The sequence below is a fragment of the Ralstonia flatus genome, from assembly GCF_958439105.1.
Taxonomy (GTDB): Bacteria; Pseudomonadota; Gammaproteobacteria; order Burkholderiales; family Burkholderiaceae; genus Ralstonia; species Ralstonia flatus.
In genome coordinates, this window is record NZ_CAUDLI010000004.1 from 322,384 (window position 1) to 348,168 (window position 25,785).

Consider the following 25,785-nt stretch of genomic DNA (forward strand, 5'->3'; position numbering starts at 1 on the left):
CCGTCTTGAGCCCATCACTGAGCCACGTCCTTTTTTGTTTCGGAGAGTTTCTGCCATGCGACGCATTCTGTTCCTGCTCACGCTGCTGAGCGTCTTCCTGCCCGGCACCGCGCTGGCGTGGTGGCAGCCCGATTGGGCGTATCGCAAGCCGATCACCATCGACGCCGGCCCGCAAGGCGGCGCGCTCAAGAGCGATGCCGGCCGCACGCCCGTGCTGGTGCGCCTGCATACCGGCAACTTCAGCTTTGACGGCACGAGCGAGAACGGGGCCGACTTGCGCTTCATCGCCGGCGACGACAAGACCGTGCTGAACCACCAGATCGAACAGTTCGACCCGCTGCTCGGCATCGCGCTGGTGTGGGTGGATGTGCCAACGGTGACGACCGGCGCGCCGCAGCACATCTGGATGTACTACGGCAACCGCAAGGCACCGGCCGCGGGCAATGGCCAGCTGACGTTCGACCCCGACTACACGCTCGTCTATCACTTTGGTGAGACCGGCGCACCGCCGCGCGATACCACCGCCTATGGCAATCACGCGCAAACGCCGGTGACGACGCTGGACGGTGCGGTGATCGGCAAAGGCGCGCAGTTCAACGGCGCACCGCTGATGCTGCCGGCATCGCCGTCGCTGACGACGCAGGCCAACGGCACCTTTACCGTTTCGGCGTGGGTACGGCCCGAGAAGCTGGCGGCCGGGCAGGTGATCTACGCACGCCGCGATGGCGCCAACGAATTCGTGCTCGGCGTGGACAACGGCGTGCCCTTCGTGCAGGTGAACGGCCAGCGCAGCGCACCGGGCCAACCCGTGCGCGATGGACAGTGGTCGCACCTCGCGGCCTCTGCCGATGAGCAGGGCGTGCATCTGTATGTGAACGGTGCAGGGGCAGCCACGCTCGCAGCGCATATGCCGGCGCTCAACAGTGCCGCAGCCGTCGGTGGCGACGCCCCCGGTGGCTCGGGCCTGAACCCGTTCAGCGGGGCGATCGATGAACTGCGCCTGTCCAAGACCGCACGCCCCGCCGGGCTGATCCAGGCCGATGCGATCGCGCAGGGCGCTGAGTCGCGCCTCGTGGTGATGGGCCCGGATGAGCAGCAGGCCGGCAAGAGCCACTTCGGTTTCATCCTCGCGGCCATGCCGGTCGACGCATGGGTGGTCGTGTGCGTGCTGGGGCTGATGATGGCCGGTTCGTGGGCCATCATGATCACCAAGAGCCGTTACTACAGCGCGGTGTCGCGTGCCAATGCGCGGTTCATGGCGGTGTTTCGCGAGACGGCCGGTGCATCGCTCGATTCGCTCGTGCGCGGCGGCAAGATCGGCGCGGATGTACGGCAGGATTCGTCTCTGTGGCGCCTGTACGAAATCGCCATCCGCGAGATGCAGTTGCGCCACGAGCGCGGCTTCGACATCAACGCGGTGTCGGCCGCCACGATTGCGGCCATTCGCGCCGCCATGGAAGGTGTGATGGTGCGCGAGAACGAGCGCATGGCACGCCGCATGAATTGGCTGTCCACCACCATTGAAGGCGCGCCGTATGTGGGCCTGTTCGGCACGGTGATCGGGATTATGCTGGTGTTCGTGGTGGCGGCCATGGCCGGCGCGGTGGACATCAACTCGGTGGCGCCCGGCATGGCAGCGGCACTGCTGTGTACCGCAGCGGGCCTGGGCGTGGCCATACCGGCGCTGTTCGGCTACAACTGGCTCGCCTCGCGCTCGGAAGCCATCGCCGCGGACATGGCCGTGTTTGTCGACGAGTTCGCCACGCGCCTGGCTGAAGAGCACGGCGACGGCCGCGCCACCATCGTGATGGGCGACACCGCCGCGCACAGCGCGCCATCCGGTCACCGCACCGATGCGCCGGGCAGTGGCTTCGTGGCCAGCCCGGCCGCGCCGCACCGCGAGTGAGGGCGCCATGTCCACAGCATCCCGCTTTGGCCCCAAGAAGCGCTCCAGCGGCATCAACATCACGCCGTTTGTCGATGTGCTGCTGGTGGTGCTGGTGATCTTCATCCTCACCAGCAACGCGAGCATTCCCGGTATCAAGGTCAACCTGCCCAAGGCCAGCGCCAGCGTTGCGCTGGAAAAGCCCAAGACCAAGGCCATCACCATCGACAACAACGGGCAGGTGTTCCTGGATGCGTATCCGGTGACGCTGCCCGAGCTGGAAGACCGCCTGCGCACCGAGAAGGCCATCACGCCGGACTTTCCCGTGATCGTGCGCGGCGATGCCTCCGTGCAATACGCCAAGGTGGTGGAGGTGCTCGACCTGCTGCGCAAGATCGAGCTGAACCAGATCGGTCTGGTGACCGGCAAGCCGGCGGCATGAGGGCGGCGCGATCATGCAGCTCGACCTGAATCCGTCCACATCCGCGGCCAAGGCGCCGCCCGCCTTCTGGCGGCGCTGGGGCGGCTATGCGATCGGCGCCGTGGTGGCGCTGATTGCGGTGGCGGTGGTGTGGTACCTGCTGGCGGGCACGGCCAGCACCAAGCGCGAGGCGCCTTCCACGCCCATGCTGGTATTGCAGCCGCCGCCTCCGCCGCCGCCGCCTCCGCAGCCGGAGAAATTGCCCGAGCCCGAAAAGGTGAAGCCCGAAGTGGTGGAGCCCAAGCCCCAGCCCACGCCGGCAGAACCCAAGCCGGCTGAGGACACGCCCAACCCCGCGAAGGACCTGTCCGACCCCGTGACGATGAACGCCGACGGCCAGGCCGGCACGGACGCTTTCGGCATTGGCGCAGGCAAGGGCGGCGGCATGAGCGGCAGCGGCGCCGGCGGAGGCAATGCCACGTACGGCCGCTATTTCGGTTACGTGCTGCAGCAGGCTCTGTCACGCGATGAGCGGGCGCGCCGCCTCGTCTTCCTGATGCAGGTGAACGTGTGGCTCGACCCGAACGGCCGCCTCACGCGCGTCGAACTCGTACACGGCAGCGGCAATGCCGACACCGACCAGGCCGTGCTCACCGCCCTGCGCAGCATCGAGAAGGTGGATGAACGCCCACCGGCATCGCTGCAGTTTCCGCAGCGCGTGACGCTGCAAGGCAAGCGGCCCGCCGGTTAACAACGACATGCCGGCTTGGCAGTCGCACCGGCACTCCAGCATGCAACGCACCTCTTCCAACAACATGGCACTCAACCCAATCACTCATCCCTTCCGCGCTGCGGCGCTGGCCTCGGCGGTCGGTCTGCTGATTGCATCAGGCACCGTACACGCGCAAGCCACCACGGGCGACAGCACAATGGTCAAGCTGATCCGCGGCCTGATCCAGAGCGGTGCGCTCAAGAAAGACGTGGGCGAAGCACTGCTCGCACAGGCCCGCGCAGAGGCCCAAGCCACGCAGCAGCTGCAGCGCCAGGTCGCCGCGCAAGCCACGGCGCAACCCACGCAAACCGCGGGCGGCGTCAAGCCTGAGCCCGGCGATGTGCGCGTGCCCTACGTGCCGCAAACCGTGCGCGATCAGATTCGCGACGAGGTCAAGACCGAAGTGCTCGCGCAGGCCAAGTCCGAACGCTGGGCCGCGCCGGATTCGATTCCCGCCTGGACGCAGGGCATTCGCGTCGAAGGCGATGTGCGCGTGCGCAACGAGTCCCGATTCCTCTCGAGCCAGAACAGCAACATCGAAATCGACTGGGCGGCCATCAATGCCGGCAGCGGTTTCGACGTCAACACCAACACGAACACCAAGCTCCCGCCGCTGCTCAACACTTCGCAGAACCGGCGCAACCAATGGAAGGTGCGTGCGCGGCTGGGCATCTTTGCGGACATCTCCGAAAGCACGCAGGCCGGTGTGCGGCTGGCATCGGGCAGCGACAACAACCCGGTGTCGACCACGCAGACATTGGGCGGCGGCCTGAGCAAGAAGAACGTGTGGCTCGATCAGGCCTGGATTTCGCACAAGCCTGCAGACTGGGTGACGATCACGGGCGGGCGCTTCGGCAATCCGTTCTGGTCGACCGACACGCTGTTCTCGCAAGACCTGAACTTTGACGGCATTGCCGCCAACTTCAGCAAGACGCTGCGCGGCGATTCGCTCACGCTGTTCGGCACGGTGGGCGTGATCCCGCTCGAGTATTCCGCCGACGGCTTCCCGAGCCGCAGCCAGGACAAGAGCGCCAGCGAGAACAAGTGGCTCTTCGCGGCCCAGGCCGGCGCGGAATGGAAGCTCGACAGCCGCAATACGCTGCGCGGTGCCGTCGCGTACTACAACTTCAACAACGTGAGCGGCCAGGTGTCACAGCCGTGTGCGCTGTATGCCGGCCAGGACAGCTGCAGCACGGATTGGTCCCGCCCCGCCTTCATGCAGAAGGGCAACACGCTGATGCTCCTGCGCAGCATCGCGCTCAACCCGCTTGACCCGGCCAACACGCCGATGCCGCAGTACGTTGGCCTGGCTTCGGAGTTCCACCTGCTGGACCTGAACGCCCGCTGGGACACGAAGGTTATGGGTAACTACGGATTGCGGCTGGACGGCAACTACATCCGCAACCTGGCTTACGACCCGGACAAGATGTGGAATCGCGCGGGGCCGAACGGCATCGTCAACAACTTCGGCGGCACGGGCGGCACCAGCCGCTCCGACTTCCGCAGCGGCGGCAATGCGTACATGTTCCAGGCGACCTTCGGCAAGCCTGCCCCCACGGCTCGCGGCGACTGGAACATCCTCGCCGGCTACAAGCGCATCGAGGCCGACTCCATGCCAGACGGCTACAACGATTCGACTTTCCACGGTGGCGGCACCAATGCGCGCGGTTACTACTTCGGCGGTTCGTATGCGGTGGACAAGAACGCGTGGTTTACCGGCCGCTGGATCTCCACGCGTGAAGTCACCGGCCCGCGCCTGTCGATCGACACGCTGCAGCTCGACTTCAACGCCAAGTTCTAAGGGGATTTGCCGTGGATGAGACCCGAATCGCTTCGCGCTTGCTGCTGGCGTTGCTGGCAATGGCTTCGCTGTCGCCCTGCATCGCGCGGGCGCAGCAGCCGAGCATGGAGGAGCGCCTGCGTGCGCAGTTGCGCGCGACCACCACGCAGCTACAGCAAACACAAGCGCAGCTCGCGCAACTGCAGGCAGCCGGTGGCGGCAACGCGCCGGCGTCTGATGCCTCCAAGAAAGAGCTGGCCGACCTGCGCGCGCAGCTCGATGCAGAACGCGTCCGCACCCGCCAACTGAGCGAAGGCAGCGCCGCAGCGCATCGCGAAGCGCAGACCGTGGCCGACAAGGCCAACGCGCAGATCACGCAACTGCGGGCTGCGTACGACGAACTCCTGCGCCGCGCCCGCGCCAGCGAAGCCGAGCGGCAGAAGCTGGTCACCGCATCCGTCACACAGCAAACGGCTTTGCAGCAATGCGAGGCTAAGAACGCCAAGCTCTACGCCGTCGGCCAGGAAGTCCTGAACGCGTATGAATCGATGGACGTGACCACCGTCATCGCCGCCCGCCAGCCGTTCGCCACAAGGTCGCGCGTCAAGTACGAGCAAATCGCGCAGGCGTATGGCGACAAGCTGTACGACGGCCGTTTCGACCCGCGCGCTGTTACCACGCCGGCGCCCGCGTCAGACGCCTCCGCCCCACACGCAGAAGCGCCCAAGGCGCCCTGAGTGTTCCTCTCCCTCCTGTTTGATTTACGCACATGACAACCATGTCCATGCTGACCACGCTTTCCCCCAACGATGTCGCCGATGCCATCAAGGCCGCCGGCGGCGCCGTCAACGCCATCGAGCAGGGCGGCATCACGTACCTCACCAGCGCCAGCCATGGCATCAGCTTCCAGATTCTGTGGGGCAACGCCATCGAACCGGGCCGCTATGCAGACCTCACGCTGAGCTGCCCGCTACGCGTGCAGGGCGGTACGCTGCCCGAAGGTTTGATTGCCGATTGGCACCGCTCGCGCCGCTTTGCGCGTTTGGCGCAGCATGGCGATTTCGTGGTGCTGGAGATGGACGTAATCGCTGCCGGTGGCATCTCCACCGAGCACCTCATCACGCAGATCCGACTGTGGATGCAGATGATGGGCGAGTTCTTCGTGTACTTGCGCAACTACCGCGATGAGCCGGTAACGCAGGCCGCACCGGATGCGGGCGTCGCCCAACCCACAGAAGCAGTTACGCAGTAACGCGGTCAATCGCTTCGCTTTGATGTTGCTGCATCGGCATCACCATGAAAAAGGCCCGGCATTGCCGGGCCCAAACCTCATGACAGCGGCCAACCGCTGCCCGTGCCGCTATCGATCAACGACCGGCCTTGCCTGCGCAAGCCGTAGCGTTGCCGACGTTGACGTTCTTGCCGTTGACGTTGTTGAGCAGGTTGTCACGAATCAGGCTGACCAGAGCGCTTGGCAGCGGGGCGAAGCCGTTGCCTTGGATGCGGGTCGTGTTGCTGTTCGTGCCCGAGTACGTGGTGTGACGATCCAGGAACGTCTGGATCTTGCTCAGCACCGTGGCGTCGGAGTAGCACTGAACGTGGTCCAGGTAGGTCAGACCGGCGATGGGGTAGCCGGTAGCCGGGTTGGCAACCGTCAGCGCCCAGGTGTTCGGATCAGCCAGGTTAGACGACAGCGTCGGCAGCGTGAGGTTGCCCAGGGCCGTGGTGGTGTTCGGCGACGTCGGCGCGTAGGTCACTCCGTTGTTGCTGTTCACCAGGCTGGCAGCCGTCAGGCTTTGCGTCGCAACGGTCGACAGCGGAGCCAGGGTCTTGTTGATGTAGTCCGGGCTCAGGTAGCCGATGGCGTTGCCTGCGCCAACACCGTCACGCACGCCGGCGCTCAGGTTGCCGCCGACGAAGTTCGACGGCACCACGCCACCCGGGAAGCTGTCGGTGAACTTCGTGCTCGTCACGAAGGCCACGTTGGAGTTGCCCGAGGCGCCCGTCGTGCAAACGGCATTCAGGTGACGCGTGAAGATTTCCGACGTGCCGCTGCCATCCGAACGGTACACAACGGTGATCGGGCCCGAAACAGCACCGCCCGTGATCGCGCTCCAGTCGGTGATCTTGCCGGAGAACACCCCGCACAGCTGGTTGTCGTTCAGCGTCAGCGTCGACAGGCCGGTCTTCTTGAACGGAATGCCAACCGCCGTACCCACCGACGGGATTTGCACCAGGGCGCCGTCCGTGCCGGCGCGCGGCGAGAAGGCGCTGATGTCCGAAGCGCTCAGGATCGAGTCGCTGCCGGCGTAGTGCACGGTCGTGTCGGTGCGGGGCGTGACGTAGGCGGCGTTGAACGCAGCCGGGTTGTTGGTGGTCAGCGCGGTCTTGCCACCGCCGCTACCCGTCACGGCGTAGATGTGGTTCGGGCCGAACACGGCGATTTCCGAGCTGTACAGAAACTCGGGCAGCGACGCGCCACCACCCACGACGACCGGCGATGCCGGGCTCGGGTTCGGTTGCGTACCGGCAAATGCCACGGCGGCCGAGCCCATGGCCAGTGCGGCGCAGGCGGCTTGAATCATGACTTGCTTCAGCTTCATGGAGTGCTCCAGAGGAATGGGTATCAGCAAATACAAGTGTTGTTGTTTGCCGATGCGCATTCATGCGGTGCATCCATGCGTCGATTCACATCGGCATGCAAAGTATTGATGCCGCGCATGAATCAGACGGGATAAGCAGATGAAGAAACGATGGAGCCGCCTCATGCGCTGCGGTCATGAGGCTGCACGAAAAAGAAAGCCGAAAACTATATGCGTTATGCGGGTTTGCGGGGCGGCGTTCGTCAATTAGAAGCGAACGGTGCGTTTGAGTTTCAGGCGTGAACGACGCATGGCATTGCGCCATGCATGCATGCGGAATGCAATCCAAACAATTGAATCGCATGACTGCATTCTGATTGAAATTCAATTGAATACAAGCATGGCGTGGTTAGCCAGGGATGCGTGTTGCTTTTAGATCCTGTTCCAAAGCAGAGCAGGGCGTCTTGCATCATGCAAAGCCTTGCAGGAAGGGGAGCGCTGCGGAGTCATTCAACCATGAGGTCCATTCATGAATCTGGCTTTGCATCCGACCGAAGAACGCATGTTGACGGTAGCGATGTATCTCGAGGAGTGTGGTCATCTGGCAAGGGCAGAACACGTGCCCCGCGCGCGTTGCCCCATCTGCCACGGGGCGCTGTATGTGATTGGGTCGAAGAGCGACAAGCTCAAGCCGCGCTTCAGCCATCTCAGCGGCGAGCGGTTGCGCTGCCCGCTGGTGCGCAATGGTGAAGCGCCCTCCGACATCACCGTCGAGCAGCAGGCCGATATCGCACTTGCGCAGCGCAACCGCGAGCGCTTCCTTTCGCAATGGCAGTGGCACTTCGCGTTCATGAAGCGGCCGCAGCATGCGCCTACGCTGTCCATTGCGCGCTTCATTGCGCTGTTGGACTACGCGACCCTGCGCAACCTCTGGGCGTACGAAGCACTGCAGCCTGCGAGCGTGCCGTACATCTTGTTGTCGTATGCCGGGTTCATTCTGGCGGGGCGGCAGCGTGGTGGGCGCTGGCTGCATTTTTGGTTCGACTCTTCGGTGCGGGACGTGCATGACCTGCATGTGGCTCGCGCATCGCCGCCGCGCTTCTTTCGCGCGCACTACGCCCACCCGCGCGCAACGCTGCTGCCGTCACAACAACATCTGTTCCATATGGAGGAGGTGAGCTTGTCGCAGTCTTATCTGGAGGACACGCAGCCCGCCGTGAGTGCGGAAGACGTGGGTGCATTCTGGGCCTACCTGCGGCGGAGCGAAGCATGACGCGCGCATTGCAGCAGCGCGGCGCAGCAGTGGTCACCGCGCTGCTCGTGGTCGCCATGGCGGTCACGCTCGTGGCGACGATGTTTGCCGGCCAGCGCGCTGCCATCCGCACGGTGGAAGCGCAGCGTCTGCGCACCGATAGCGTCTGGATGCAGCGTGCGTCTGTTGAATGGGCGCGCCTGCTGTTGCGCGAGAACGCCCGTACCACGCCAGCCGATCATCTCGGCCAGCGCTGGGCGTTGCCCGTGCATGACCTACCCGTGGCGACCGTGCTGGGAAAGACTGCGGTGCAGAGCTTCAACGCCGCGAACGACATGCGCGTCGACGGCACGATCGAAGATGCGCAGGCCCGCTTCAACCTCAACACGCTGGTGACAGCGGCCGAAGGCGGCAAGCCGCCGGGTATCCGGCCCGAGGGTGTGCGCGTGTATCAGCAGTTGCTCACCAGGGCCGACCTCGATCCCACCCTGGCAGCGCTGACGGCGACGGCCATCCTGCGCGGTTTGGATGCAAAGACATCATCGGCATTGCCGTTGGAGCAGCCGGAAGACCTGCTGCGCATTCCCGGCTATTCCCCCGAGGGTGTTCGCAAGCTGGCGCCGTACGTGGTCGTGTTGCCTGAGCCCACGTCGGTCAATCCGAACACGGCGGGGCCGGAAGTGCTGCAGGCAACCATCCAGGGTCTGTCGCCGGGGCAGGCAGCGGCGCTGGTGTCGAGCCGCGAGCGCGCGTGGTTTCGTGATGCGGCCGATCTCACCAATCGGCTGAAAGCCATTGCGCCGGCATTGCCCGAGCAGCAAGACATCCTGCTAGAAACGCGCAGCCGCTACTTCATTGCGCACAGCCGGCTGCGCAACGGGCGCGCGACGCGCTTGCTCGACGCGTTGATCCTGCGCGAAGGCATCGGCGAGCGGTATCGCACAACGGTGCTATGGGTGCGGGAGCCCGCCATGCCCGGCATCGACGGTTAAGGCTCCGCGTCAAAGGTCTGACAGCACCACCTTGGTATAGGGCGCGTTGCTCACCGTGATGGTGACTTCCAGGCCAGTGACGGTGTTCGGTGACATCCGCCGCAGCATGCCCGGTACCGCCGCCGGAGACGCCGGCTGCGATGCATCCGGCGGCGAGGCGAGCCAACCCTGCCTGGACCAGCCACGCACCTGCAGCGCTGAAGTGTGCTCGACCAGCACCAGCCGTTCCGGAAGCGCCTCCTTGATGGCGTCGCGCGCAGCGCCACGGGCATTGAGCGGCGCGGAGGTTTCACGCACCAGCGCATCCCCTTCAAGGCGATACCGGACAACCTGCCAGCGCGTGGGCAGTGTGGCCTCGCGCAGCCATCGCACGATACGCAGGTCGCCCCCGCCAAACGCGACTGCGGGTTCGCCAAGATCATCGTCTCGTACGGCCTCGCCAAAATCCGTATCGAGCTGCTCGAAAAGCTGATCGATGGCGCGCGTCTCCTGCAGGTTGTCTGCCAGTGCGTGCTGGCCGCGGATGATGCCGTCCAGCGAGCGCCACGAGATCAACGCAATGATCGCGAGGATGGTGATGGCGATCACCATCTCGATGAGCGTGAAGCCGCCCGGCGAACGCGCGCGCCGCATCACGGGGCCGGACTGGTGGGGGCGGTGAGCACGGTGGCGACCTGCGCGAGTCGCACGCGTGTGTCGACGCCTTCATCAGCGCGATAGACCGACACGACGACGAGGTGGAAGGCGGGGTTCTCCAGCGTGATCACGGTGTCTTCGCAGACGAGCGCAATGCGCCCCTGACTGCATTGGGTGCGCTGCAGGCCGGGCGGCGGCAACACGCCCATCAGTCGCATGCGCGCAAGATGGTTCGTGGCACTCCATTGCGCCAGCGTGCGCTCACGCATGCCGGCGCTCGAATCGGCCAGCATGCCGGTCGCGCGCAGGCAGGCGCCCAATGCGACGGCGACGATCACAAGCGCCACCAGCACTTCAAGCAGCGTGAACCCCTCGCTGCCGCGCACGCTACTGCACGACATAGCGCCCGGGCCCCGTGGTGACGATATCGACCTGGGCATCGTCGCGCGCGAGGCGAATCGTGATGGCGGGCTCGATGGCTTCACGCCCGAACAGCACCCGCACGGTGCCGGACTGCGGCGCGCGCCCCGCCTGCATGAACGACAGCGCCGACAGCGGCTCACGCCAGGCACCGCCGCGCAGGACGTCATCCTGCAACGGCTGCCAGGTATCACGTTCGCGGACGAGGAAGCGGTAGCCCTGCGGTGTCGCCTCCCAGACGATGGGCTGCGCGCGCAGGCGTGCCTCGTCGCGGGCAGCGTACAGAAGGAAGACGAGCTGCTGGGCCTGCTGCTCCAGGACATTGCGCTTGCTCGGCTGCGCGTTGACGACCACCGCACCCATCACGATGCCGATGATGACGACCACCACCAGCATCTCCAGCAGTGTGAAGGCACGAGAGCGGTCACGACCGCGGATACGGATACGGATTCGGGGCCACAGGCTCATGTTTCAGCGCACCATCTGGTTGATGTCGAGAATCGGCATCAGCACCGCCAACACGATCAGCAGCACCATCACCCCCATGCTGAGGATGAGCGCCGGCTCCAGCAGGCTCGTGATGAACAGGGTGCGGCGCTCAAGCTCGCGCGTTTCGCCTTCGGCGGCACGGTCAAGCATGGGCGCGAGGTTGCCGGTGGATTCGCCCGAGCGGATGAGATGCACCAGCACCGGCGGGAACCGGTTGGCCTGCGCCAGCGCACGCGAGAGCGAGGTGCCTTCACGCACGCGGCTGATGGCGTCTTCTACGTTATGGCGCAGGACGACGTTGTTCAGCGTTTCTCCCGCCGCCTGCAGCGCCCGCAGGATCGGCACCCCCGCGCTGATCAGGATGGCGAGCGTGCTGGCAAAGCGCGCGGTGTTGTAGCCGCGCACGAGCCGCCCGACCAGTGGCGCGCCCAGCAGCCAGCCATGCCATGCTCGCTGAGGGCCGGGTCGCTTCAGCAGCCGCTTGATGCTCACCACCATGCCGGTGACAAAGAGCGCCGCAAGCCAGCCCCAGTCCCGCGCAAAGTCGCTGCACGCGAGCATAACGACGGTCAGCGTCGGCAACTTCTGCTTGGTCGTCGTAAACACGCCCACCACCTGCGGCACGACATAAGTCAGCAGGAAGACCACGATGCCGAATGCCACGACGGTCACGACGGCGGGGTAGGTGAAGGCCAGCTTGATCTTTTGCGTGAGGGCGTTGCGGCCTTCGATGTAGTCGGCCAGACGTGCGAGCACCACGTGCAGCTTGCCCGTGTGTTCGCCTGCGGAAACGAGGGCGCGATAGATGTCGGGAAAGTCGCGCGGGTGCCGGGCCAATGCGCCGGAAAGCGACTGGCCGCCGACCACCTCGGAACGCAGCGTGCTGACCAGGTCGCGCACGTAGTCGCGTTCGGCTTCAGCGGCCAGCGCGGAGAGCGCTTCGTCCAGCGGCAGGCCCGCCGTCAGCAGACTGGCAAGCTGCCGCGTGAACAGCGCCTGTTCTGTCGTGCCGAGCCGCGGGCCCAACAGCCCGAGGCGACTGCCCGCGGTGCGCTCCGCCACCGCCGATACGTCGATCGGAGTCATGCCGCGCGAGCGCAGCAGCGCCCGCGCACCGCGGCTGCCGTCCGCGTCGATGACGCCACGGCGAAGTTGTCCGGCCGGCGTAACGGCCTCGTAGCGGAAGGTCGGCATGAGCTTGAACGAGCGATTGCGGGTTCATCAGCAAAGCCGGACCGACTTTAGGGAAGAAAGATGGCGCCTCGGTGTGGGAAAGTTTGCACGGACGTGTCAACGCCCCATGCTACGGCTGCTCATCGTCTTCGAGCGAAAACCGCTGTGCAGCGCGTGTGCCGTTGCGGGCCGTTTCATCGACCACGCCTCGCATGACCACCCGCTGGCCGGGCTCCGCAGCGATGGTGGGGCGCCCCCGGTTGGGCCGGCTGTCGATCCCGGCGATGGGGGCTTCCGGGTCCGGCTCAGGGCGGCTGTTGTCGAGGGACGCATTCGAGTAGATGACGTTGTCTTGCCACTGTGACGCGCTCTTCGCAGCCTCCAGGCCCTTGCCGTCGGTGTCGACGGTGTTGTCCGTCGCTTCTGCGCCGGCGGCGTCGACGGAAAGGATGCGGCGGGACGCGCGCGCAAGCGGGTCGTCGCGCGGCGAATCGGGAGGCGGTTGCGTCAGCTTGGCGCCTTCGGGCCGGCGCGTCACGGGTTCTTCGGGCTGAGGCTGCGCTTGGTTGTGCTCGGCGTTGTGCATGATCGGGCTCCTGCGCCGCTGCATGCGGCATGAACCTCAGCAGCGCCGCAACGTGCGTGCCCGGCCTTATGCGTCAGGCGCGTTTGCGGCCCGGCCGGCGCCCGGCTTCTTCCAGGAAGGCCACCGCACGCGGCTCCGTCGCATAGGCGCTGTTGATGCGCACCCACGGCGAGACCTCCAGGTTCGGGCGGAAGTAATGGCCGGGCGCCAGCGTCACGCCGTGCTTTTCTGCGGTGGCTGCCAGATCGCGCGAATCTTCCACGTGCGGCACACGCGCCCAGAGGAAGTTGCCGCCCGACGGATGGTGAAACACCTCCCAGCCGGCATCGGCCAACACATCCAGCGACGCGATGACGGAGTCACCCGCGCGCTGGCGCAGCCGCTCCACATATTTGCGATAGGCACCGCGCTCCAGCAGCGTGCTGACCACGGCCTCGGCAAAGCGCGAACCGCCCACGCTGGTCAGCATCTTCACGTTGGTCAGGTCATGTACCAGCTCGCGCTTGGCAATCAGGTAACCCACCGGCAGCGATGCCGACACCGTCTTGGAAAACCCGCCCACGTAGATCACATGATCGAGCTGGTCCAGCGTGGCAAGCCGTGCGGTCGGATCGGCCTGCAGGTCGGCAAAGATGTCGTCTTCGAGAAACGTGAAACCGTGGCGCCGCGCCAGTTCAAGCAGGCGGAACGCGACCGGCGGTGACACCACCGAGCCCGTGGGGTTCTGCAGCACGCTGTTGATGAAGAACAGCTTGGGCCGGTGCTCGCGGAGCATGGCTTCGGTGACTTCCACGTCGGGCCCGTCGCTGCGGCGCGGAATGCCGACCAGCTTCACGCCGTGCAGCCGCAGCAGCCCAAACACGGTGTAGTAGCCAGGGTCTTCCACGAAGACCGTGTCGCCGGGTTTGAGCAGGTGCCGCATCACCAGGTCGATGGCCTGGCTCGTACCGGCGGTGATCAGCACATTGGGCTGGTCGGCCTGGATGCCGAGCTGGCGGGCACGCATCATGACCTGATGCCGCAGCGCCGTGTTGCCCAGCGGCGAGGAGTAGTCGATCACCGCGTGCGTGTCGGTGCGCGACACCTGGCGGATGGCCTGCGTCAAGCCGTCAACGTCGCGCCAGTCGGCCGGCACGAACCCGCCGCCGAGCTTGAGCATGCCGTCGGGGTAGCTGAACTGCTCGAAGATGTGTTTCGACTCGGCCTCCGCCCGGCGCGGGTCGGACCAGCCGCGTCCGTCGCGCCCGGTCAGGTTGCTCTCCGCCACGTAGAAGCCCGAGCCGTGACGCGAGTCCAGCAGCCCGAGCGAGACCAGCCGGTCATACGCCTCGATCACGGGGAAGCGGCTGATGCCGTAGTCGGCCGCCAATTGCCGGATCGACGGCAGCTTGGCGCCGGGGCGCACGTCGTTGTCGCGAATCCACGCCTGCACGCCGGCCACGATCTGGTCGGCAATCGGTACGCGGGTGCTGGCATCGATAAGGAGTTTCATGGCGCGGGTCGGGTCGGTGGGGCGGAAGATGCCGAACAGTCATCTCAAACTGTTCAGCAGTGTTCGTATTGTAGTGGGGCCGCGTGCAACGGAAAGCCGATCGGCCGGGCGAGGCGCCCGGGGCTCGCTTATGCATTCGGCAACCATCGAAGGGCGGTTTTATTCGTTTTGGCAAATATCACCCACGGCTAGAGTGGGCTTGTCCGTCACTCATTGCGCGCTCGTTGCGATTATTCAGTCGGAGGTTCGATGTCTGCCACCACCATTCAAACTGCGCCACGCGACCCGGCTGTGCAGGCCGTGCTCGATAGCGTTCTGTCTACACCCTCGTCAACGCTGCTGGAGCGTGCGCGCAGCCACGCTAGCGCGCAGGGGCTGCGCTATGCAGGCGGCCTGACGCCGGCCGAAGCGTGGGCCTTGGTCAGCCGTGGCGATGCCGTACTCGTGGACGTACGTACCGCAGAAGAACGGAAGTTCGTGGGTCGTGTGCCGGATACCCCGCACGCGGCGTGGCAGACCGGGCCTGCCATGATCAAGAACCCACGCTTCCTGCGCGAGCTGGAGAAAGCCGCGCCCAAGAGCGCCGTGGTGCTGCTGCTGTGTCGCAGTGGCAAACGCTCTGCTGCCGCAGCGCAAGCCGCCACCGCCGCCGGATTCCAGAACGTGTTCAACGTGCTGGAAGGCTTCGAGGGCGACCTGGACGAACAGCAGCAGCGCGGCGAAGCCGGCGGCTGGCGCCGCTGGGGCCTGCCCTGGCAGCAGGACTGAGCGCCGCGGCACCGCCAACAACCAAACCAACAAAACAGGGGAGCGACGATGAGCGATCGCGTCATCGCGGGGAAGCCTGCGCCCGCGCACGACCCAGGCTGGCAATTGGACCGCATCGTCAGCGAGCTGCGTGCGGCCCGGGCCGATTGGCGCGCCCGCAACGGCCGTACCGAAGTCACGGGCCGCGAGTTGCCCTCGCGCGAGGCGGTGCGGCAGATTCTCGAGGCACTGCGTGGGGCACTGTTCCCCATGCGGCTCGGCCCCACGGACCTGCGTGAAGAAAGCGAAGACTTCTACGTCGGCCATACGCTCGACGCGGCACTCAATGCGCTCGTCGCACAGGTGCGGCTGGAGCTGCGTCACACGGTGCGCCAGGCGCGTGCCGTGGATCGCGATCCCGATGCCGAGGCGGTGCAACTCGTGCGCGACTTCGCGTCGGCACTGCCCACGCTTCGTCGCCTGCTCGACACCGACGTGCTGGCTGCCTACCACGGTGATCCGGCAGCGCGCAGCGTCGACGAGGTGCTGCTGTGCTACCCCGGCATCCTCGCCGTCATCCATCACCGCATTGCCCATCACCTGTACCGCGCCGGCTTGCCGCTGCTCGCGCGCATGGTGGCCGAGACCGCGCATGCCGACACCGGCATCGACATCCACCCGGGCGCGCAGATCGGCAGCGGCTTCTTCATCGACCACGGTACGGGCGTGGTGATTGGTGAGACCGCCGTGATTGGCGAGCGCGTGCGTATCTACCAGGCGGTGACGCTGGGGGCCAAGCGCTTTTCCGCCGATGCCGATGGCCACCTCGAGAAGGGCGCCCCACGCCACCCGGTGGTGGAAGACGACGTCGTCATCTACGCCGGCGCGACCATCCTCGGGCGGATCACCATCGGGCGCGGTTCCTCCATTGGCGGCAACGTGTGGCTCACGCGCAGCGTGCCGCCCGGCAGCAGCGTCACCCAGGCAAACGTGCAGAGCGGCATTCAGGACGGCGTTCAGGACGGAACTCGGGACGCCGTTCGGGACCCTCGGCCGCACACGCACAGCGACAGCGAGGCACACCCCGCCCGCTGATCCGCCAGACGCGCCTTTCCCACCGGTTTTATCCACCGCACCCGCCAGAGAAACGGGGGCATTTTTTCAAATGAAGTTGGGAGTCATTGCATGGCAGAAGCAGATACCCAGGACGTGCGCACTGCGCTAGGCGACAGCGCCGCACGCCAATTGGCGAACGCGACCAAGACCGTTCCGCAGCTTTCCACCATCAGCCCACGCTGGCTGGTGCACCTGCTGCAGTGGCAGCCGGTGGAGGCCGGCATCTTCCGCCTGAACCGCGTGAAGAATCCGCGCGATGTGCGCGTTGCCTGCTCGCAGCGCGACGAGGCAGAGCTGCCGCAGACCTTTGTCGACTACGACGAACATCCGCGCGAGTACTTCCTCAACGCGGTGACGACGGTGCTGGACGTGCATACGCGTGTCTCCGATCTGTACAGCAGCCCGCACGACCAGATTCAGCAGCAGCTGCGCCTGACCATCGAGACCATCAAGGAGCGTCAGGAAAGCGAGCTGATCAACAACCCCGACTACGGCCTGCTGGCCAACGTGGATGAAACGCAGCGCATCTCCACGCTCACCGGCGCGCCCACGCCTGACGATCTGGACGAGCTGATCACCAAGGTCTGGAAAGAGCCGGCGTTCTTCCTTGCGCATCCGCTGGCGATTGCCGCGTTTGGCCGCGAATGCACGCGCCGTGGCGTGCCGCCGCCGACCGTCAGCCTGTTCGGCTCGCAGTTCCTGACCTGGCGCGGCCTGCCTCTGATTCCGTCGGACAAGGTGCCCATCGACGAGAACGGCCGCACGAAGATCCTCCTGCTGCGCGTGGGCGACAAGCGCCAGGGCGTGGTCGGCCTGTATCAGCCGGGTGTGGCGGGCGAGCAGAGCCCGGGGCTGTCGGTGCGCTTCATGGGCATCAACCGGAACGCCATCGCGTCGTATCTGATTTCGCTGTATTGCTCGCTGGCCGTGCTGACCGAAGACGCGCTGGCAGTGCTCGAAGACGTGGAGATCGGCAAGTACCATGACTACCCCGACACCTACAAGTAATGCGCCCGGCGTGAGCGGCCTGGCACCGCCGGCGGGCGATGTGCCGGCAGGTTTGCCGGACGTGGCCGCGCTGGCGCAACTCGCCAACGCGTTCTTCACGGCGCTGCCGGGTCGTGAGCCGGAGCCCGCTATCGATCTGGCGCCGGCCGGTACGTCGCCGCAACTCAGTGCGTTGCCCGTTGCGGAGACCGCACCGATTGCACCACAGGTTCCTGTGCTGGGCGTGCCGACGCAGTACGCGGCAGCATTGCCGCAGGCGGCATCTGGCCACGGTTTGCCGGGGCCTGCGCATTCCGTCTCGGCACCGAGTTCGCCGTACTACTTCTTGGGTGAGGCGAGCGGCTACCAGTCCGCTGCGCCGCATGCGGGGGTGGCGGCGTCGGAGGCGGGTGTGCCGGAGGATCGTCTCTCGGCGCAGCCGTTTCAGCTGCCGGGCACCGATGCGCTGGCACGGTTGATCGATGGTGCATCCGGCACGCCGCCTGCGGGGCCGGATGCATTGCGGCAGCCGGGCGGGGCCGCGCAGGCGGGGCAGTTCTACTTCCTCGCGCCAGCCGGCGGCGCAGCCGCACCCACGCTGGAGGCACCGCGCAATACGAGGGACGAGCAGAGCCACCAGCCGCATCGCGTTGGCGCCTTCGATGTGCATGCCGTGCGGCGGGATTTTCCGATCCTGGCCGAGCGCGTCAATGGCCGGCCGCTGATCTGGCTGGACAACGCTGCCACTACGCACAAGCCGCAAACGGTGATCGATCGGCTGGCGTATTTCTACGCGCACGAGAACTCCAACATCCACCGCGCGGCGCATGAGCTGGCCGCGCGTGCGACGGATGCATACGAGGGTGCCCGCAACAAGGTGGCGCGGTTCCTCGGTGCACGGTCGGCAAGCGAGATCATCTTCGTGCGCGGCGCCACCGAGGCGATCAACCTCGTTGCGCAGACGTTTGGCCGTCAGCAGATCGGCGCAGGGGACGAGATCATCGTCTCGCACCTGGAGCACCACGCCAACATCGTCCCGTGGCAGCAGCTGGCCGCGCAGGTGGGCGCGCGCATCCGCGTGATTCCGGTGGACGACAGCGGGCAGGTGCTGCTGGATGAATACCGCAAGCTGTTGAGCAGCCGGACGAAGCTGGTGTCCGTCACGCAGGTGTCGAATGCGCTGGGGACGGTGACGCCCGTGCAGGAGATCATCGCACTGGCGCATGCGGCCGGCGCGCGCGTGCTGGTGGACGGCGCGCAGGCGGTCTCGCACTTGCGTGTGAACGTGCAGGCGCTGGACGCGGATTTTTACGTGTTCTCCGGCCACAAGGTCTTCGGCCCGACGGGCATTGGCGTGGTCTACGGCAAGCAGGATCTGCTCGACACGCTGCCGCCGTGGCAGGGCGGCGGCAACATGATTGCCGACGTCACGTTCGAGAAGACGCTGTACCAGCCCGCACCCGCGCGCTTTGAAGCCGGCACCGGCAACATTGCCGACGCGGTGGGACTGGGCGCTGCGCTCGATTACGTCGAGCGCATCGGCCTGGAACACATCGCGCGCTACGAGCACGACCTGCTGGTCTATGCCACACATGGGCTCTCGCGCATTCCTGGTGTGCGGCTGATCGGCACGGCTGCCAACAAGGCCAGCGTGCTGTCGTTCACGCTGGCCGGGTACCGCACGGAAGAAGTGGGCGCGGCGCTCAACCGCGAAGGCATTGCCGTACGGTCGGGCCATCACTGCGCGCAGCCGATCCTGCGGCGCTTTGGGGTGGAGGCGACGGTGCGGCCATCCCTGGCGTTCTACAACACGTGCGAGGAGGTGGATGAACTCGTGCGCGTGGTGGGGGCGCTGGCCCGGCGGTGAGGGGTTTTGGGCTGTTGAAGAAGGACGCCCTGTTGGTCCGATGCATCACGGGCTGGCGGGGCGTTTTTTTGTTTTGGCTTTTGGCTTTTGGCTTTTGGCCTTTGGCGGGGCGGGGGGTGGTGGTGCATCTCTTTTTCACCCCCTGCCGGGGGCGACTCACTTTCTTTGTCTTGCCAAAGAAAGTAAGCAAAGAAAGGCGCGCCGGAGATGGCGACTTCCCCTTGGATTTTTGTAACCGGGCGGAGACGGGGAAAACTCGCTGCGCTCAGACAGTTCCCCGTCTTTGTTCCGCCCGCTTACAAAAATCCAAGGCGCCATCAAGGGCAGGAACGTCAACGGCCACACCGACGGTGTACTGGCCTACGTGGCACTTATTTCTGCTTCCGTGGCTCGCTTTGCTTCGCGTTGTGTTGGTGGTGCCTGCTGCACGGGTGATCGATGGTCTGGCCTTTGACGTTCCTGCCCTATGCGGCGCCTTGAATTTCTGTTGCAAGGAGGAAAAAGGAAGGGAAACTGTCTGAGCGAAGCGAGTTTTTCCCTTCCCCTCCTTGCGACAGAAATTCAAGGAGGGGGTCGCCGCATCGGGCGCGCCTTTCTTTGCTTACTTTCTTTGGCAAGACAAAGAAAGTGAGTCAGCCCCGGCAGGGGATGAAACCAAGAATGGACCACCAGCAAAAAAATCAACGACCCCTCAACGCGCCTTCAGCCGCCGCACCGAGACATCCCCCACCCACTGCACCAGGCTCACCAGCCCGATCAGCACCACGATCACCACTGCCATGACGGTGGTGTCGAAGCGTTGATAGCCGTAGCGGATGGCGATGTCGCCCAGCCCGCCTGCGCCGACGGCACCCGCCATGGCCGATGCGCCAATCAACGACACCACGGTCAACGTAAAGCCGCCGATGATGCCGGGCAGCGCTTCGGGCAGCAGCACGTGCCAGACGATGTGGCGGCGTTCGCAGCCCATGGCCTGCGCCGCTTCCATCAGGCCGCGGTCGACCTCGCGCAGGCTGATCTCGGCAATGCGCGCGAAGAACGGCGTGGCGCTGATCGACAGTGGTACGACCGCTGCCCATACGCCAATCGTTGCGCCCACCACCAGCCGCGTGAACGGCAGCAGCGCCACCAGCAGGATGATGAACGGCGTGGCCCGAAAGCCGTTGATGAGCGCGCCCAGCACGCGATGTACGCGCGGCGATTCCAGCGCATTGCCCGGCGCCGTCAGCACCAGGATGAGCGCCAGCGGAATACCGGCCAGCACGGCGATCAGCGCGGAGGCCGACACCATCGTGAGCGTGTCGAGCAAGCCCTGCCAGATGCGATCAATCGTGAGCGGCGACATAGCCGAGGCTCCGGGTGTGTTGGGATAACTGCAGCGCGGCAAGCGCATCCGCCGAGAGCGTGCTGCCCGCTGCTGCCACCAGCAGGCGCCCTTGCGTGCGGCCCTGGATGCGGTCAAGGTCGGCGCGCAGCAGGCGGGTGGGTTGGCGCAGCGCCTGGGCAATCTGCGCGAGTTCCGGCACGGCGGCGGCGCCGGTGTAGCTGAGTTCGATCAGTTGCTCAAACGGAGCGCGCGCGGGCGGCGTGGGCTGCAACTGCAAGGCCACGTCTTCGGGCAAGCCGCCGCGCAGCGGCTCGAGCAGCGCCCGTGTGGCGTCGTGCTGCGGGTCGCCAAAGACGCGCCATACGGGGCCTTGCTCGGCAATGCGGCCGGCTTCGAGCACGAGCACGTTGTCGCAGATATCGCGGATCACGCCCATCTCGTGCGTGATGAGCACGATCGTCAGCCCCAGGCGGCGGTTGATGTCGCGCAGCAGGGCCAGGATGGCGTCGGTCGTCTCGGGGTCGAGCGCGGAGGTGGCCTCATCGCACAGCAGAATTTCGGGGCGATGCACGAGCGCGCGCGCAATCCCCACGCGCTGCTTTTGCCCGCCGGACAGGCGCCCCGGATACACGTGCTGCTTACCCTCAAGCCCGACCAGTGCGAGCAGCGCATCTACCCGCTGTGCGATCTCGGCGGCCGGCACACCAGCCACCTTCAGCGGCAGCGCGACGTTTTCCCATACCGTCTTGGCGGAAAGCAGGTTGAAGTGCTGGAAGATCATGCCGATGCGCCGGCGCAGCTGCACCAGTGCGGCCCTGCCGAGCGTGCCGACATCGACGCCGTCCACCAGCACCTGCCCGCTGGTGGGCTGTTCCAGCCCGTTGATGGTGCGCAGCAGGCTGGATTTGCCCGCACCGCTGCGCCCGATGATGCCGAAGATGCCTCCAGCCGGAATGTCGAGGTCGATGCCTTGCAGTGCATGCACATCGCCCGCCGCTGCGCGATACGTCTTGCCGACGTTGCGGAACGTGATGGTGCCGGCAGTGGGGGCGGAGATTGCGGCATCGGCGTGTCTGGCATGCGGCGCGATCGCGTCGGTCCAGATGTGCGCGGGGTTCGAGACGAGTGTGGTCATGGCCTTGGCGCTTTACCGTTTTACCGTTTCACCCAGGGCAGAGTGAAGAGCTTGTCGTCGTTGGCATAGGACGTGCGCACTTGCTGGCGCACGGCTGGCGAATCCTGGTACAGCTTGATGAAGCGGGCGATGCGTGGGTCGTTGGCGTTGTCGTTGCGGGCAACGAAGCGGATGGCGAAGTACTCGTCGTCGATGCCCGAATACAGCAGGCCGGCGCTCGCGACGTCCGGTTTTCCGGCGTTGACGAAGTGCGCGGGGTAGCCCTGGGCAAGGTCCACGTCATCCAGCGCGCGTACAAGCTGCGGGCCTTCGATTTCGACAAACTTCAGCTTCTTCGGATTGCCGACCACGTCGTTGAGCGTGCCGCGCGCACCCACGCCATCGCGCAGTTTGATCAGCCCCGCCTTCTGCAGCAGCAACAGCCCACGGCCCTGGTTGACAGGGTCATTGGCCACGGCCACGCGCGCGCCGTCCTTCAGATCGCTCAGGCGTTTGATCTTGCTGGAATACAGGCCGATATTGCCCAGCACGCCGATGCCGACGCTCTTGAAGGCATAGCCGCGTTCCTTGATCGCGTTGTCGAGAAAGGCCTGGTGCTGGAAGTAGTTGAGATCCAGATCGCCCGAGGCGAGTGCGACGTTGGGGGTGGTCCAGTCGGTCAACTCGACCACCTTGACTTCCAGCCCCTGCTTGCGGGCTTCGGCGGCGCCCACCTCCACGGAATCGGCCAGCGCACCCGGCGTGACGCCGATGCGCAGTGGCGCCGCCTGTGCGGCAGCTGTCATGCCGAGGCCAGCGAGGGCCATCACGGCCGGAGCGATGAAATACGCGAGTCGTTGTACGAGTTTCATGAGCGTGGGGCATGGTTGCCGCAAAAGGAACATGCGGTGATTCCAGCATGGCAACCGGCCCCATTCCCACGAATATTTGCGTAGATGGTTACTCGGTCTGGGTTAGGGTGATACTTGCGGTCGGCCGTGCCGTTCAATCAAAAAGGAGGGGACTTTTCAATGCGTGCATCTTTCAAACGTCGCCGGACAAGGGCGGGGCGGGTGGTGGGGCGTCTGCTGTTGGCAATCGCCGTCATCCTGGTGGGCCTTGCGGCGGTTGTGGGGGTGAATACATGGCGACACGACTCGCGCCAGCTGGATGTGCCGGCCGTCACGCCGGTTGCGGTGGATGGCGCGGCCGCTGCGGCGCACCTGGCCGAGGCCGTGCGCGCACGGACCGTGTCGAGCGCGACCGATGCGCAACTGAATGCCGACCAGTTCCGCCAGTTGCATGCCATGCTCGCGGCGCGCTACCCCCAGGCGCACGCCGTGCTGTACCGTGAGCAGGTGGGCGACTTCGCGTTGCTCTACACCTGGAAGGGCACTGACCCGTCGCTCAAGCCCATCATGCTGATGGCGCACCAGGATGTCGTACCGATCGCCCCTGGCACCGAAGGCGACTGGACCCAGCCGCCGTTCGACGGTGTGGTGAGAGACGGCATGGTCTGGGGCCGCGGCGCGTGGGACGACAAGGGCAACCTGATCTCGCAGATGGAGGCCATCGAGCTGCTGGCCGCCAGCGGCTTCAAGCCGCGCCGCACCATCCACCTGGCGTTTGGTGCCGACGAGGAAGTGGGCGGCGACCGCGGCGCCAAGCAGATCGCCGCGCTGCTCAAGTCGCGCGGCGAGCGTCTCGACTTCGTGATCGACGAAGGGCTTCTGATTACCGAAGGCGTGCTGCCGGGGCTCACCAAACCGGCGGCGCTGATTGGCGTGGCGGAGAAGGGCTTTCTTTCCGTGCAACTCAAGGTCGGGGCCACGCCGGGGCATTCGTCGATGCCGCCGCCGCACGGGCAGAGCGCCATCGCCATGATGAGCGCCACGCTCAAGCGGCTGGATGACGATCAGTTGCCCGCCGGCATTCGCGGTGTAGCGCAGGAGATGTTTGCAACGCTGGCGCCCGAGATGCACGGTTTCAGCCGCGTGGCACTGTCGAATCTGTGGCTGTTCGGGCCGCTGGTGCAGAAGCAACTGGAGGCGTCAGGCAGCTCCAACGCCATGCTGCGCACCACGACTGCGCTGACCATTGTGCAGGCCGGCAATAAGGACAACGTGCTGCCTGGCCGCGCCGAGGCCACGGTCAACTTCCGCTTGCTGCCGGGCGATACCATCGCCTCCGTCACCGCGCACGTGGAAGACGCCGCCAAGGCGGCAGCGCCCCACGGCAAATTCGAACTGAGCCGGCTGCCGGGTTCCAGCGAAGCCTCGCCGGTGTCGCCCACGCAGTCGGCGTCGTACCAGTTGATCAACAAGACGGTGCGCGAGCTGTTCCCGGGCACGGTCGTGGCGCCCGGGCTGATGATCGGTGCGACGGATTCGCGCCACATGATCGAGATTGCCGACCATGTGTATCGGTTTTCGCCGGTGCGCGCCAAGCCGGAAGACCTGCCGCGCTTTCATGGCACCAACGAGCGGATCACCGAGGCCAACCTGGTGGAGCTGATCCGGTTCTACCACCGGCTGGTGCAGCAGGCGGCCGGGGCTTGATATCGGTGGGTCAGTGGGCGTTGGCCACCAGCGTGTCGATGTGCGCGTCGTTGGTGGCTTCGGGGCGGCGCAGTTGCGTGCTGCGGCTGCCGTCCACTGAGATGGCCGTGTCGCCGTGCACGGTCACGCGGCGTACCAGGCGCGGCTGGTTGCCGTAATCGTTGATGGCGTAGTGCTGCGTGGCGCGGTTGTCCCAGATGGCGACGTCGTGCTGGCGCCATTGCCAGCGCACGGTGTTGTCCAGCCGCGTCACGCGGTTCTGCAGCAGTTCGAACAGCCGCGTCGATTCGCTGCCCGGCAGGCCGGTGAAGCGCTTGACGAAATGCCCGAGCAGCAGGGCGCGCTCGCTGGTCTCGGGGTGCACGTGCACCACCGGGTGCGAGGCTTCATATACCGAGGCGGTAAACACATCGCGGTGGTGCCGCAGGCGTGCGCTGTCGATCTGCGTGCGTTCGGCACCGTAGTCGTAATCGTTGGTGTGCACGGCCCAGAGCTGCTCGGCAAGCTGCTTGAGCGGGTCGGGCAACTGCTCGTAGGCGCGGGCGGTGTTGGCCCAGACCGTGTCGCCGCCGTAAGCCGGAATCGTCACCGCGCGCAGGATCGAGACCTTCGGAAACGCATCGAGAAACGTCACGTCGGTGTGCCACGAGTCGGCACGGCCACCGCCCTTCGATGCGTCCAGTTCAAACAGCTGCGTGCCGGTGGGCGCTGGCACGGTCGGGTGGGCGACGATGCGGCCGAAGCGCTTGCCGAAGGCCTGGTGCCGGTCATCGTCCAACTGCTGCTGGTCGCGAAAGAACAACACCTTGTACTTGAGCAGCGCCGCATACAGGCTCGCGAACGTGTCTTCCGCCAAGTCGGCGCCGAGCTTGAGGTCGAGCACCTCCCCGCCGATATGTCCGGCCACGCGGCGTACGCGCAGAGTGCCGAACGTGGTGTCGATGGCGGCGTTGTGATCGTCTGGCATGGCAGCTCCGGCAGAAATGGCGATGGATCATGCTAGCCACCCGATGCCCGGCCGAAAACGAACGGTTTGACATATCCAAATGCAGTTCTGTCGGTCATGCCGATGAACTGTTCGCGAAAGATGCTGAACAGTTCAGCCAAACTGTTCACAACTGTTCATGTCAACCGGTTGCGCTGCCGCGCAAGATGGAACCGTGCCGATCCGCAGTCCCCATAAAAACCCACCACGAACCCCGGCACAGGAGTCTCAATCATGCGCGAAATCAGAATCTTCGAACTGGACCGGCCGGGCGTGCCGGTGAGCTGGCGGTCGGCACGGGCCCAAACCATCGCCGCACAAGCCGGGCTGTTGTGGGTCACGCAAGAGCATCAGCGCCAGGACATCTGGCTCAAGCCCGGGCAGGCGATCGACGTGCCGGCGGGCGTGCGCTTCTGGCTGTCGGGTGAGCCGATGGACGGCACGCCTGCGCGCTTTTCGGTGACCGAAGACATCAATGCGCCGCGCCGCCTGCTGCGTTTTATCGGCGCGATGGTCGTGGCTGCATATCGGCAGGTTCTGCGCGACGACGGGCAGGATGCCGCGCGTATACCGTCGGCGCAGCGGATCGGCACCTGAAGCCTGG

General features: G+C 65.7%; 25 protein-coding genes. 14 read left to right on the plus strand and 11 right to left on the minus strand.

The features are described 5' to 3' along the window. Positions 1 to 55: 55 nt before the first annotated feature. From R2676_RS11655 to R2676_RS11680, 6 genes are read left to right on the plus strand one after another with little or no spacing between them, the layout of a single operon-like run. Positions 56 to 1,906 carry a DUF2341 domain-containing protein gene (locus R2676_RS11655; protein WP_206274711.1) on the plus strand — a complete coding sequence of 617 codons (1,851 nt, stop codon included), beginning with the start codon at positions 56 to 58 and terminating at the stop codon, positions 1,904 to 1,906. A 7-nt stretch (positions 1,907 to 1,913) separates the two neighbouring features. After that, positions 1,914 to 2,327 (plus strand): ExbD/TolR family protein, encoded by a 414-nt coding sequence (locus tag R2676_RS11660; protein WP_206274712.1) that lies wholly within the window; start codon positions 1,914 to 1,916, stop codon positions 2,325 to 2,327. 13 nt (positions 2,328 to 2,340) lie between these two features. Next, complete coding sequence (locus tag R2676_RS11665) at positions 2,341 to 3,057, plus strand: TonB family protein (protein WP_206274713.1); 717 nt, start codon at positions 2,341 to 2,343, stop codon at positions 3,055 to 3,057. A gap of 40 nt (positions 3,058 to 3,097) precedes the next feature. Continuing rightward, on the plus strand, positions 3,098 to 4,879 hold the full coding sequence (locus tag R2676_RS11670) for a putative porin (protein ID WP_316857169.1): 1,782 nt from the start codon (positions 3,098 to 3,100) through the stop codon (positions 4,877 to 4,879). A gap of 11 nt (positions 4,880 to 4,890) precedes the next feature. Then, on the plus strand, positions 4,891 to 5,595 hold the full coding sequence (locus R2676_RS11675; RefSeq protein WP_206274714.1) for a hypothetical protein: 705 nt from the start codon (positions 4,891 to 4,893) through the stop codon (positions 5,593 to 5,595). 32 nt (positions 5,596 to 5,627) lie between these two features. Further along, positions 5,628 to 6,110, plus strand: a complete 483-nt coding sequence (locus R2676_RS11680; RefSeq protein ID WP_206274715.1) for a YbjN domain-containing protein — start codon at positions 5,628 to 5,630, stop codon at positions 6,108 to 6,110. Positions 6,111 to 6,225: 115 nt separating this feature from the next. On the opposite strand, the gene R2676_RS11685 is transcribed toward R2676_RS11680, so the two are convergent. After that, the gene (locus R2676_RS11685) at positions 6,226 to 7,461 is read right to left on the minus strand and encodes a substrate-binding domain-containing protein (RefSeq protein ID WP_206274716.1); all 1,236 of its coding nucleotides are present in this window, start codon (positions 7,459 to 7,461) and stop codon (positions 6,226 to 6,228) included. A gap of 508 nt (positions 7,462 to 7,969) precedes the next feature. Between R2676_RS11685 and R2676_RS11690 the strand changes: the two genes are divergently transcribed. Together R2676_RS11690 and gspK are read left to right on the plus strand one after the other, a co-directional pair. Continuing rightward, positions 7,970 to 8,713, plus strand: coding sequence for a hypothetical protein (locus tag R2676_RS11690; RefSeq protein WP_206274717.1), 744 nt, complete (start codon positions 7,970 to 7,972; stop codon positions 8,711 to 8,713). Beyond that, complete coding sequence (gene gspK / locus R2676_RS11695) at positions 8,710 to 9,684, plus strand: type II secretion system minor pseudopilin GspK (protein ID WP_206274718.1); 975 nt, start codon at positions 8,710 to 8,712, stop codon at positions 9,682 to 9,684. Before R2676_RS11690 ends, gspK begins: the two co-directional genes overlap by 4 nt. Positions 9,685 to 9,693: 9 nt before the next feature. Here gspK and R2676_RS11700 read toward each other — a convergent pair whose 3' ends face one another. From R2676_RS11700 to R2676_RS11725, 6 genes are all read right to left on the minus strand, one after another. Beyond that, the gene (locus tag R2676_RS11700) at positions 9,694 to 10,317 is read right to left on the minus strand and encodes a PulJ/GspJ family protein (RefSeq protein ID WP_206274719.1); all 624 of its coding nucleotides are present in this window, start codon (positions 10,315 to 10,317) and stop codon (positions 9,694 to 9,696) included. Next, on the minus strand, positions 10,317 to 10,721 hold the full coding sequence (gene gspI / locus R2676_RS11705) for a type II secretion system minor pseudopilin GspI (RefSeq protein ID WP_206274720.1): 405 nt from the start codon (positions 10,719 to 10,721) through the stop codon (positions 10,317 to 10,319). Before gspI ends, R2676_RS11700 begins: the two co-directional genes overlap by 1 nt. After that, complete coding sequence (locus R2676_RS11710) at positions 10,708 to 11,208, minus strand: GspH/FimT family pseudopilin (protein WP_206274876.1); 501 nt, start codon at positions 11,206 to 11,208, stop codon at positions 10,708 to 10,710. Before R2676_RS11710 ends, gspI begins: the two co-directional genes overlap by 14 nt. Before the next feature lie 3 nt (positions 11,209 to 11,211). Next, positions 11,212 to 12,423: a type II secretion system inner membrane protein GspF gene (gene gspF, locus R2676_RS11715; RefSeq protein ID WP_206274721.1), complete on the minus strand. Its 1,212-nt coding sequence runs from the start codon at positions 12,421 to 12,423 to the stop codon at positions 11,212 to 11,214. A 109-nt stretch (positions 12,424 to 12,532) separates the two neighbouring features. Further along, complete coding sequence (locus R2676_RS11720; protein ID WP_206274722.1) at positions 12,533 to 12,988, minus strand: DUF3005 domain-containing protein; 456 nt, start codon at positions 12,986 to 12,988, stop codon at positions 12,533 to 12,535. A 73-nt stretch (positions 12,989 to 13,061) separates the two neighbouring features. Beyond that, a complete protein-coding gene (locus R2676_RS11725; RefSeq protein WP_206274723.1) occupies positions 13,062 to 14,480 on the minus strand; it encodes an aminotransferase-like domain-containing protein in 1,419 nt (472 codons plus the stop codon). Positions 14,481 to 14,729: 249 nt separating this feature from the next. Between R2676_RS11725 and R2676_RS11730 the strand changes: the two genes are divergently transcribed. From R2676_RS11730 to R2676_RS11745, 4 genes are all read left to right on the plus strand, one after another. Beyond that, complete coding sequence (locus R2676_RS11730) at positions 14,730 to 15,248, plus strand: rhodanese-like domain-containing protein (RefSeq protein WP_316857166.1); 519 nt, start codon at positions 14,730 to 14,732, stop codon at positions 15,246 to 15,248. A 48-nt stretch (positions 15,249 to 15,296) separates the two neighbouring features. Next, positions 15,297 to 16,322, plus strand: a complete 1,026-nt coding sequence (gene epsC, locus R2676_RS11735) for a serine O-acetyltransferase EpsC (RefSeq protein WP_206274724.1) — start codon at positions 15,297 to 15,299, stop codon at positions 16,320 to 16,322. Between the two features lie 90 nt (positions 16,323 to 16,412). Continuing rightward, positions 16,413 to 17,351 carry a family 2A encapsulin nanocompartment shell protein gene (locus R2676_RS11740; protein ID WP_004631502.1) on the plus strand — a complete coding sequence of 313 codons (939 nt, stop codon included), beginning with the start codon at positions 16,413 to 16,415 and terminating at the stop codon, positions 17,349 to 17,351. Beyond that, positions 17,326 to 19,197 (plus strand): family 2A encapsulin nanocompartment cargo protein cysteine desulfurase, encoded by a 1,872-nt coding sequence (locus R2676_RS11745; RefSeq protein WP_206274725.1) that lies wholly within the window; start codon positions 17,326 to 17,328, stop codon positions 19,195 to 19,197. Before R2676_RS11740 ends, R2676_RS11745 begins: the two co-directional genes overlap by 26 nt. A gap of 691 nt (positions 19,198 to 19,888) precedes the next feature. Here the strand turns inward: R2676_RS11745 and R2676_RS11750 are convergent. From R2676_RS11750 to R2676_RS11760, 3 genes are read right to left on the minus strand one after another with little or no spacing between them, the layout of a single operon-like run. Further along, positions 19,889 to 20,542 carry a methionine ABC transporter permease gene (locus R2676_RS11750; protein ID WP_004631504.1) on the minus strand — a complete coding sequence of 218 codons (654 nt, stop codon included), beginning with the start codon at positions 20,540 to 20,542 and terminating at the stop codon, positions 19,889 to 19,891. Beyond that, the gene (locus tag R2676_RS11755; RefSeq protein WP_206274726.1) at positions 20,523 to 21,659 is read right to left on the minus strand and encodes a methionine ABC transporter ATP-binding protein; all 1,137 of its coding nucleotides are present in this window, start codon (positions 21,657 to 21,659) and stop codon (positions 20,523 to 20,525) included. The genes R2676_RS11750 and R2676_RS11755 overlap by 20 nt, the downstream gene beginning before the upstream one ends. Positions 21,660 to 21,679: 20 nt before the next feature. Continuing rightward, complete coding sequence (locus R2676_RS11760) at positions 21,680 to 22,510, minus strand: MetQ/NlpA family ABC transporter substrate-binding protein (RefSeq protein WP_206274727.1); 831 nt, start codon at positions 22,508 to 22,510, stop codon at positions 21,680 to 21,682. A gap of 159 nt (positions 22,511 to 22,669) precedes the next feature. Here R2676_RS11760 and R2676_RS11765 point away from each other — a divergent pair, with 159 nt between their 5' ends. Next, a complete protein-coding gene (locus tag R2676_RS11765) occupies positions 22,670 to 24,196 on the plus strand; it encodes a M20 family peptidase (protein WP_206274728.1) in 1,527 nt (508 codons plus the stop codon). Positions 24,197 to 24,206: 10 nt separating this feature from the next. On the opposite strand, the gene R2676_RS11770 is transcribed toward R2676_RS11765, so the two are convergent. After that, positions 24,207 to 25,163 carry a TauD/TfdA dioxygenase family protein gene (locus R2676_RS11770; RefSeq protein WP_206274729.1) on the minus strand — a complete coding sequence of 319 codons (957 nt, stop codon included), beginning with the start codon at positions 25,161 to 25,163 and terminating at the stop codon, positions 24,207 to 24,209. 252 nt (positions 25,164 to 25,415) lie between these two features. Between R2676_RS11770 and R2676_RS11775 the strand changes: the two genes are divergently transcribed. Next, positions 25,416 to 25,778 carry a DUF2917 domain-containing protein gene (locus R2676_RS11775; RefSeq protein WP_102065340.1) on the plus strand — a complete coding sequence of 121 codons (363 nt, stop codon included), beginning with the start codon at positions 25,416 to 25,418 and terminating at the stop codon, positions 25,776 to 25,778. The last annotated feature ends 7 nt before the right edge of the window (positions 25,779 to 25,785 follow it).